8 protein-coding genes are annotated in these 8,136 nt (G+C 45.9%); 5 read left to right on the plus strand and 3 right to left on the minus strand.

From position 1 onward, the window contains the following. Nucleotides 1-327 precede the first annotated feature (327 nt). Together QUB37_RS28790 and QUB37_RS28795 are read right to left on the minus strand one after the other, a co-directional pair. Nucleotides 328-1,662: a HEAT repeat domain-containing protein gene (locus QUB37_RS28790; RefSeq protein WP_333168581.1), complete on the minus strand. Its 1,335-nt coding sequence runs from the start codon at nt 1,660-1,662 to the stop codon at nt 328-330. Nucleotides 1,663-1,707: 45 nt separating this feature from the next. Continuing rightward, nucleotides 1,708-2,259 carry a CPBP family glutamic-type intramembrane protease gene (locus QUB37_RS28795; RefSeq protein WP_333168583.1) on the minus strand — a complete coding sequence of 184 codons (552 nt, stop codon included), beginning with the start codon at nt 2,257-2,259 and terminating at the stop codon, nt 1,708-1,710. Between the two features lie 59 nt (nt 2,260-2,318). Between QUB37_RS28795 and QUB37_RS28800 the strand changes: the two genes are divergently transcribed. Then, complete coding sequence (locus tag QUB37_RS28800; RefSeq protein WP_333168585.1) at nt 2,319-2,633, plus strand: acylphosphatase; 315 nt, start codon at nt 2,319-2,321, stop codon at nt 2,631-2,633. A gap of 133 nt (nt 2,634-2,766) precedes the next feature. Here QUB37_RS28800 and QUB37_RS28805 read toward each other — a convergent pair whose 3' ends face one another. Then, nucleotides 2,767-3,414 carry a phosphoribosylanthranilate isomerase gene (locus QUB37_RS28805; RefSeq protein WP_333168594.1) on the minus strand — a complete coding sequence of 216 codons (648 nt, stop codon included), beginning with the start codon at nt 3,412-3,414 and terminating at the stop codon, nt 2,767-2,769. Nucleotides 3,415-3,547: 133 nt separating this feature from the next. Here QUB37_RS28805 and psaK point away from each other — a divergent pair, with 133 nt between their 5' ends. The 4 genes from psaK (at nt 3,548) to QUB37_RS28825 (ending at nt 8,019) form a co-directional block, all read left to right on the plus strand. Further along, on the plus strand, nt 3,548-3,832 hold the full coding sequence (gene psaK / locus QUB37_RS28810) for a photosystem I reaction center subunit PsaK (RefSeq protein WP_333168587.1): 285 nt from the start codon (nt 3,548-3,550) through the stop codon (nt 3,830-3,832). Nucleotides 3,833-3,912: 80 nt separating this feature from the next. Next, nucleotides 3,913-5,109, plus strand: a complete 1,197-nt coding sequence (locus QUB37_RS28815) for a site-2 protease family protein (protein WP_333168590.1) — start codon at nt 3,913-3,915, stop codon at nt 5,107-5,109. 81 nt (nt 5,110-5,190) lie between these two features. Then, on the plus strand, nt 5,191-7,140 hold the full coding sequence (locus tag QUB37_RS28820; protein ID WP_333168591.1) for an adenylate/guanylate cyclase domain-containing protein: 1,950 nt from the start codon (nt 5,191-5,193) through the stop codon (nt 7,138-7,140). Nucleotides 7,141-7,176: 36 nt separating this feature from the next. Next, entirely contained in the window at nt 7,177-8,019 is an 843-nt protein-coding gene (locus tag QUB37_RS28825; RefSeq protein WP_333168593.1) for a DUF928 domain-containing protein, read from the plus strand. Nucleotides 8,020-8,136 lie beyond the last annotated feature (117 nt).

Here is an 8,136-nt window from a genome sequence, read left to right on the forward strand (position 1 = left end):
TAAAGGTTTCATCCTATTTTACCTTTTTTGGTCTACCCCCTTGACAATTTGCACTTTTTCTTAACTTGTCACAAATGCCTCGGTAAGAACACAACATTGTTGTGTCCTGTATTGTAGGCAATGGAGAATTGCTATATATTTGTGGTATTAATCGAAACTCAGTGCAATACAGCACCTCAGTAGGGACACCACATTGTTGTGTCGTGTGTTGTAGGCAATTGAGAATTTTTAGATATTTGTGATATTCATCGAATAGGTAAGGACACAACAATGTTGTGTCCTGCGTTGTAGGCAATTGAGAATTGCTATATTTATGCTCGTAAATGCTTAACGCTTTGGTTTCTTCAGATCAACAGTTTTAGGCTTAGCCGCCGGAGTGCGCGGATAAAACTTAAACCTATTGAGCGCAGCACTTGCCGATTTAGCCACACCGCTATCTGTATCTCGCAAAGCTTTTTGCAACAGCGGAATCACTTTTTCAGACTTAATCATTGCTAGTGCTTCCACAGCAGCTTCGCGCACCTCCGGGTGAATATCTTGAGCTAATTTGCCCAAGGTTTCTATTGCTCGCTGACCTTCGGCTCTCAGAGCATTAGCACCAGCCATTTTACCTAAAGCAGACGCTGCAAACTTGCGGGTTTCTTTGTCCTGACTTTGAACACATCCCATCAACTGCGGTAGGGAATAGCTTGGTGCTTGTCTGGTAATTAGAAGCTGTTGTTCGACTTCTGGTTGATGTAAATCAATTGGTTGGGGTTCCGAAAAATCTGTGTAATTTAACTCTTCTTCAACTTCTGTTTGATTTAACTGACTTGACAGTTCCTGCCAAACTTCTTCTTGTGATAAACCTTCGGCAAATTCTGTTGAATTTAACTGACTAAACTGCTGCTCCGGGACTTCTTGTGGTTGTACATTACTCTGGTACTGCTCTTGCAAAGACCTGATAGTGGCTTGCATCTGAGCTTCGTGCTCTCTCAACTGCTCGTGAGCCGCTTGCAACTGACTCTCGTATTGCTCTTGCAAAGCCTCCATATTTAACTGCAGCTCAACCTCGCGGTTCTCATATTCCTCGGCAGTTTGCCTCAAGCGAATTTCGTGTTCATTTTGCAAGTTTTGCAAATGTTGCTCCATCTGAGCTTGATAATTTATATGCAATTCGTCAGCAACTCTAAGTAAATGATGTTCGTGTTCTGCTTGCAAAGATTGGATATTTTGCTGCATCCTAGCATTGTTAGCGGCTTCTAATTCCTCGCTAATTTGTCGCCGCAGCTCATGCTCGTCTATGCTGGCAAATGGTTGGGGCTGACTGTCGCGTTCTGCCAAAACTTGTTGGAGCTGACTGTCACGTTCTGCCTGAACTTGTTGGAGCTGGTTTTCATATTGAGCTGCAACTTGTTTGAGCTGGTTTTCGTATTGGGTAGTAACTTGTCTGAGTAAATTGTCATGTTCGATAGTAGCTTTTCTAAGCTGATTTTCCCGTTCTCCTTTCTGAGATTCGACAGCTTGTTGCACCCGAGACATCTGAGATAATTCTATTTCCTCACTAATTCTGCGAGTTTGCTGCAAGTATTCTTGCTTTTGCTTCTTTAAGCGCTTTTCTACTAACCAGTAAGCAACTGCTACCCCTGCCAAAAAACCTACGATCGCTCCTATGATACCCACAACTGAGATCCTCCCGACAAAATAGTGATGCTGGACTTTTTACATTTAACCATATAGCCTCCTGTAACCGCCCAGTAGCAACAGCCAGGCTGTCACTGCGAGCCAGTGAAGCACCACCGCAGGCCAGATAGAACCGCTTTGCAGGTATGCGAGGGAGCACGCAACTCCCAAAATTGCCGCCAGCAGCAAAAACACTGGATTCATAAAGGTCGATCGACCAACCGGGTAAAAAGTTAGCGCGTTCAGCGGGTGGTAAAGTATAAAAGCCGCCAGACTCGCGCATCCCCAAAACCACAGCATTAACCCAGAAGCATTCTCAAGCGGGTGCGGCAGCATTAACACCCGGAACAATAATTCCTCGGTGATGCCCGGACTTAACAAACAGCCAATGAGCACTTCCACAATTGTACGCCGAGAGGTTTGCACGTCTACTTTTAGAAATCCCGACCAAAAACCGACGGAAAGAGCGATCAAAGTGTAAACCAGCGCGAGCATAGCTGCAACCAGCCAATCAGTGAAATCGGGAATAGTTGAAAAAGCTAGGGTGACGCGGCGTATCAGGAATCCCGGCAGCGCCATCGCGCTAAAATTTAACATAATCAAACTGATCCTTAAAATTTTCAAACAGATGTTAGCAGTAAGTTGAGCCGTTTATTATGCAAAATCAATCACCCCCGCCCGTCAGAGTCCGCGTTTTTGTTTCGGGATTAGTTCAAGGAGTAGGATACCGATATTCAACAAGGAATCAAGCAAAGTATTTCGGCCTGGGCGGCTGGGTAAGAAATCTCCCCGATGGGCGAGTCGAGGCTGTCTTTGAAGGCGGCAAAAAAGCTGTTGAAGGAATGATTAGTTGGTGTCGCCGCGGCCCCACCGGTGCTACGGTTAGTGAGTTGGTTTTGGAATACGAAGACCCGGAGGGCGATTCCCTTCAAGATAGCTCTGTCGCGCGTACTTTTGAGATCCGCCGATAAAACAATAAAGGGAATAATCTGCGGTTGAAACTGCCACTATACAAACGAAGTCTGCCGAGTCTACGGCAGGCTTCGCCCAAGCAGACTAAAGAATAAATCCGATAAAAAGCGCGAATTTGCTATTGCCAATGTATCAATGATGAGCAAGTTGACTTAAATTAGCAAATAACTGAGCAACTTTGGTCAAATCTTTATCTCCCGGCGCTATTTCTACGCCGCTGGAAAGGTCAACACCGCTGAAGTTATTGCCGATCGCACTATCAATTGCATTTAAAATATTATCGGGTGTTAAACCGCCCGCCAGCAGCCAAGGACACTGCGGTCTAAACTCTGATAACATCATCCAGTCGATCGTTTTACCAGTACCACCCAATTGCTGTGGATGGTAAGCATCGAGCAGTAAAGTATCGACACGAACAGCATAAACAGCAGCGGTGGCTAAAGTTTCAGGAGTCTTAACTCTCAGGGCTTTGATAATTTCAATTCCCGGCAAAAACTCCCGCAGTCGATCGCAATATTCCGCTGTTTCATCTCCATGCAACTGCACCCCGCTTAAATTTGACTCTACCGCTACTTGACAGATATTTTCTATTGTGGTGTTTGCAAAAACGCCGATGCGATCGACATTTTCCGGCAACTGCTCGACAATGAGGCGAATTGTTTCTGGGCTGACATAGCGAGGGGAAGCCTGCACGCAGATAAACCCCAAAGCCTGGGCTCCCAAGCGGGCGATCGCAATTCCTTGGTCTAATTTAGTGATTCCGCAAATTTTAACCCGCAATCCGACTCCTCCCTTCCGAATTTGTATCAAAATATAAACGAATTGTTAACTATTAAAACAAATCTTAGTTTAATGCAAAACGCTTTTTATAATCTTGGAACTCAATATATCTGTGAAATCAGGAGATAAGAACATGATTAACTCATCTTTGCTGTTAGCCGTACAATCTACTGTTCCCTCAACACCGGAGTGGTCGCCACTGGTAGGACTGACAATGATTTTATGTAATTTGCTGGCGATCACGATCGGCTACTACGGCATCTCCAAGCAAAACCGAGGCAAGGGCCCAGCTTTACCCGTTGCACTCCCTGGAATGTTCAAAGGCTTCGGCGTACCAGAATTGCTGGCAACAGCCAGCTTCGGCCACTTGCTCGGAGCCGGAGTAATCTTGGGCTTGGGTAACGCCGGAGTTCTGTAAAAATCAGGGGAAAGGCAAAGGCAAGGAGAAGAAAAGATATAATAGAAACTCTTTCTTGCTCTCCTTTCCCAGGAAACTTCATGCAGACAGGTTGGCGAATCGGCTCTTTATTTGGCATCCCCCTAGTTATAGATTATTCGTGGTTTATAATTTTAGCTTTAGCAACCCGCGAATACGCCAGCAGTTACCGCCTGTGGGGGCCTGCGCTCTCCTGGGGTGCGGGGTTAGCAATAGCTCTGCTACTGTTTGCTTCCGTGCTCTTGCACGAACTCGGACACAGCTTGGCGGCGATATCGCAAGGCATTAAAGTTAATTCTATTACCTTATTCTTATTTGGCGGAGTAGCTTCGATCGACTCGGAATCAAAAACTCCCGGTCAAGCTTTTCAAGTAGCTATTGCCGGCCCTCTCGTCAGCTTTGCGTTGTTTTTAATCCTCGGTTTGGGTTCTCAAGTTCTTCCCCCGAAAAGTTTGTTAGCAATTGTCACCGAAAGGGTAGCACTAATCAATCTCGTTTTGGGATTATTTAACTTAATTCCCGGTCTACCTTTGGATGGAGGACAAGTTTTAAAAGCAGCAATTTGGAAAATCACTGGCTCTCGATTTGCCGGCGTTCGCTGGGCGGCAAAAACCGGACAAGTTTTAGGTTGGCTGGCTGTTGCTTTGGGTCTGAGTTTATGCTTTTTAGCGCGCGAGTACGGCGGCTTGTGGATTGCGCTGATCGGCTGGTTTGGCATTCGCAATGCCACTGCTTATAGCCAAGTTACTTCCCTGCAAGAAGCCCTGCTCAAAATTAAAGCCAGCGATGCGATGAGCCGGGAGTTTCGAGTTGTAGATGCAGATTTGACTCTGCGAGAATTTGCCGATCGATATTTGTTAGAAGTCAATCCATTTCCATTTTATATTGCTGCGACCAACGGTCGGGATTTGGGGTTAGTGTCGATCGACGATATCCGCTTCACAGAACGCAGTCAATGGCAAGTTCAGACTTTGCACAACATTTTGAAACCCCTGGGAAAAACCCCCACAGTCTCCGAAAAAGCATCCATCGCAGAAGTAATTAACAGCATGGAAGCCCGTCAACTCCCCCGAATCATCGTCCTCTCGCCGATTGGTTCAGTAGTGGGGACGATCGATCGGGGCGACGTGGTTAAAGTTTTGGCAAAATACCTCAAACCCCAGATTTCAATCGCCGACATCAAGCGCAGCAAAGAAGAAAACAGCTATCCGCAGGGATTGCAGTTAAGTGCGATCGCCAAAACCGCACAGGAAAATTAAAAAGGCGGCATAGGTAAGGGGCATCAGTGATCAGTTAAGATGTAGCAAACTTTGTCAATGAGGGTTAAAGCAAAAAATTTTATGCCCAAATTCTTTAAGAGAATCTATCATAAATTGGCGGAGGGACGTTGGAAAAATTTAACTAATTTCTTCCCCTACGCTGACTTGCAACCTGTTGCTATCATCTGGATTGTCGTGACCGGAACTCTATTGGTAGTGAGGCATTTAGGCGGGTTGCAGCCACTAGAATTAAATGCTTACGACCTGATGGTGAAGTTGCGGCCAGATCGGGCTCCTGACCCCAGGTTGCTGGTAGTCACAATCACAGATCAGGACATTAATACTATTGAAAAATGGCCAATTTCAGATCGCACTTTAGCAAAAGCGATCGCCGAAATAGCGCGTCTTGAACCCACAGCTATTGGCATAGATATGCTTCGCAATGTTCCCTACGAACCGGGGAATGCAGAATTAGTCACTCAATGGAAAAACCCCAAAGTAATCCCCATTACCTTAATCGGCAACTCTGAATACGATCGAGTGCCACCACCTCGTAACATACCAGATAAGCGGATAGGATTTAACGATTTAGTCGTCGATCCCGACGGTATAGTGCGTCGCAATTTGATGTTTGCTGGCGATGGTAAAACGACACTGACTTCATTTTCAATGCGGCTAGCTTTGGCTTATTTCAATAGCAAAAATATAGATGATAAAATAACCGAAAAAAATGAAATTCAGGTAGACAAGACAGTATTTTTAAAGCTGCAATCGCACTCAGGAGGTTATCAGAACATTGCTGACCAAGGCTATCAAATATTGCTCAATTACCGCTCTCCTAAAAATATAGCCAAGACCGTGACACTAACTCAAGTGTTGGAGGGAAAAGTTGATCCTAAATTGGTGAAGGGTAAAATAGTGCTAATAGGCGTTACAGCCCTAAGTGTCAACGATTTATTTTTTACCCCTTACAGCGCTACTGGAAACGGAAACCAGCCGATGCCTGGGGTATTAATTCACGCAACGGCCACCAGCCAAATTCTCAGCGCAGTTTTAGATGGCAAAGGGCTATTTTGGTATTGGGATGAATGGCAAGAAATCCTCTGGGTCGCTGTTTGGAGTGCAGTGGGCGGCTGTTTAGCTTGGCGGTTAGAAAAATCTTTGAATTTGATCGCGATCGCGATCGCAGCTTGCGGCTCATTATTCGGATTGACCTTTTTCCTCTTCATGCAACAGGGGTGGATACCTGTAATCACTCCAGCCCTGGCACTTTTAATCACCGCAGGAGTCGCAGTCACCTATAAATACGAGCAGTCGAGGCAACAGCAAGGGATTGTGATGAAATTATTAGGACAACAAACTTCACCCGCGATCGCAAATGCCCTGTGGAAAGAGCGCGTCCATCTGCTCGAATCAGGGTTATTGCCAGGGCAAAAAGTTACTGCTACAATCATCCTCACCGACTTGCAGGGTTTTAGTACAATCTCCGAAAAACTACCGCCAGAAGTGGTAATGAGTTGGTTAAATGAGTATTTATCAGCAATGGCGCAAGAAGTCCAAGAACATCAAGGCGTGATTAATAAATTTACCGGAGATGGAATGCTGGCAGTATTTGGCGTACCCATTCCCCGCACCACTCCAGAAGAAATTGCAGAAGATGCTCGCCTTGCCGTATCTTGCGCTCTAGCTATAAGTTCGCGCTTGCCAGAAATGAATCAAAATTGGCTCACACGCGGTTTACCAGCCGCAAAAATGCGAGTAGGCATCTTTACAGGGCCTGTTATGGTGGGTAGTCTGGGAGGCACAACCCGTTTAGAATATGGAGTGATCGGCGACAGCGTAAATATTGCCTCTCGACTCGAAAGCTGCGAAAAGGATCGGCAAGAGGACACTTGCCGGATATTGATTGCAGAAGAAACCTTTCTGCATCTGGCCGACCAATTGGAGGTAGAATCTTGGGGACCTTTGCCTTTAAAAGGCAGGGAACAAAAAGTTAATGTCTACCGGATTTTGGGAAGGAAAAATAAATAAAAAGAGAGAATCTCTCCCTAAAAAATTATGAAACTAATGAAAATAATTACTAAGTTTATCCTCAATCTGACATCAGTTGGCTCAATAGTATTGATCGCCACACTTAACGCTTCCCAATTTGCAGTTATGGGGCAGACTCCCAACATACCTAGCAAGCCACGCACTCGATCGGGAGGGCCGCGCTTCGATCCGGGGGGGGCTCCCAACGTAAATGGCAAGCCACCCACTCGATCGGGAGGGCCGCGCTTCGTTCAGCCCCGTGAAGATATAGATGAGCGGCCCCCCACTCAACCGAGACGGCTTGTGCGCGGTGGCTGCGCGAGCATTAGTCAGGTAGGTCTCACACCCTTAGTGCCTAAAAATAAGATCGGACGGACGGTTTCCGACTATCCAACATTCTTTTTCTACTTGCCTAAAACAGAGGCGGAATCAGCCGAATTTATCCTACAAGATCAAAGCGGCAAGGAGATTTATAAACAGGATCTCACAATTAGCAATTTATCAGGGGTGATCGGCGTTAGTATCCCCGCTAACAAAAATGTGCCGCCCTTGGAATTAGGCAAAAGTTACCGTTGGAATTTTACAGTGATTTGCAACTCTCAAGACAGATCGAGCGATCAGAGCGAAAGCGGTAGTGTACGGCGAGTTGAACTCAGTGCAGATATCCGCAGTCCATTAGAGAAGGCCGATGCGCGCCAGAAAACCGTTATTTATGCTGAAAATGGGATTTGGCAAGATGCCCTCAGCACTTTAGCTGCGGCTCGCCAAGCCAATCCTAATGATGCAGAATTAGCTGCTGATTGGGAAAGCTTGCTAGAGTCTGTGAAATTGGGCAAAATTGCCAAAGAGCCGATCGTTGAAATTGAGGCGCAGCCATAACAAAATACCAAGAGTCCCAACTTCTTGAAGAAGTCTGGACGGGAGCATCCCACTTTTACAGTCAGTATAAATACTCAGACAATTGTCGGGCTAAGCTGATGGCATAATAGAAAGCAG

Source organism: Microcoleus sp. AT3-A2 (genome assembly GCF_036705685.1).
GTDB lineage: Bacteria > Cyanobacteriota > Cyanobacteriia > Cyanobacteriales > Microcoleaceae > Microcoleus.

Coding starts and splice junctions, on each gene's coding strand:
- QUB37_RS28815 (WP_333168590.1), top strand. CDS start 3,913: ATGCAGACAGGTTGGCGAATCGGCTCTTTATTTGGCATCCCCCTAGTT.
- QUB37_RS28800 (WP_333168585.1), top strand. CDS start 2,319: ATGCAAAATCAATCACCCCCGCCCGTCAGAGTCCGCGTTTTTGTTTCG.
- QUB37_RS28820 (WP_333168591.1), top strand. CDS start 5,191: ATGCCCAAATTCTTTAAGAGAATCTATCATAAATTGGCGGAGGGACGT.
- QUB37_RS28795 (WP_333168583.1), bottom strand. CDS start 2,259: ATGTTAAATTTTAGCGCGATGGCGCTGCCGGGATTCCTGATACGCCGC.
- QUB37_RS28825 (WP_333168593.1), top strand. CDS start 7,177: ATGAAAATAATTACTAAGTTTATCCTCAATCTGACATCAGTTGGCTCA.
- psaK (WP_333168587.1), top strand. CDS start 3,548: ATGATTAACTCATCTTTGCTGTTAGCCGTACAATCTACTGTTCCCTCA.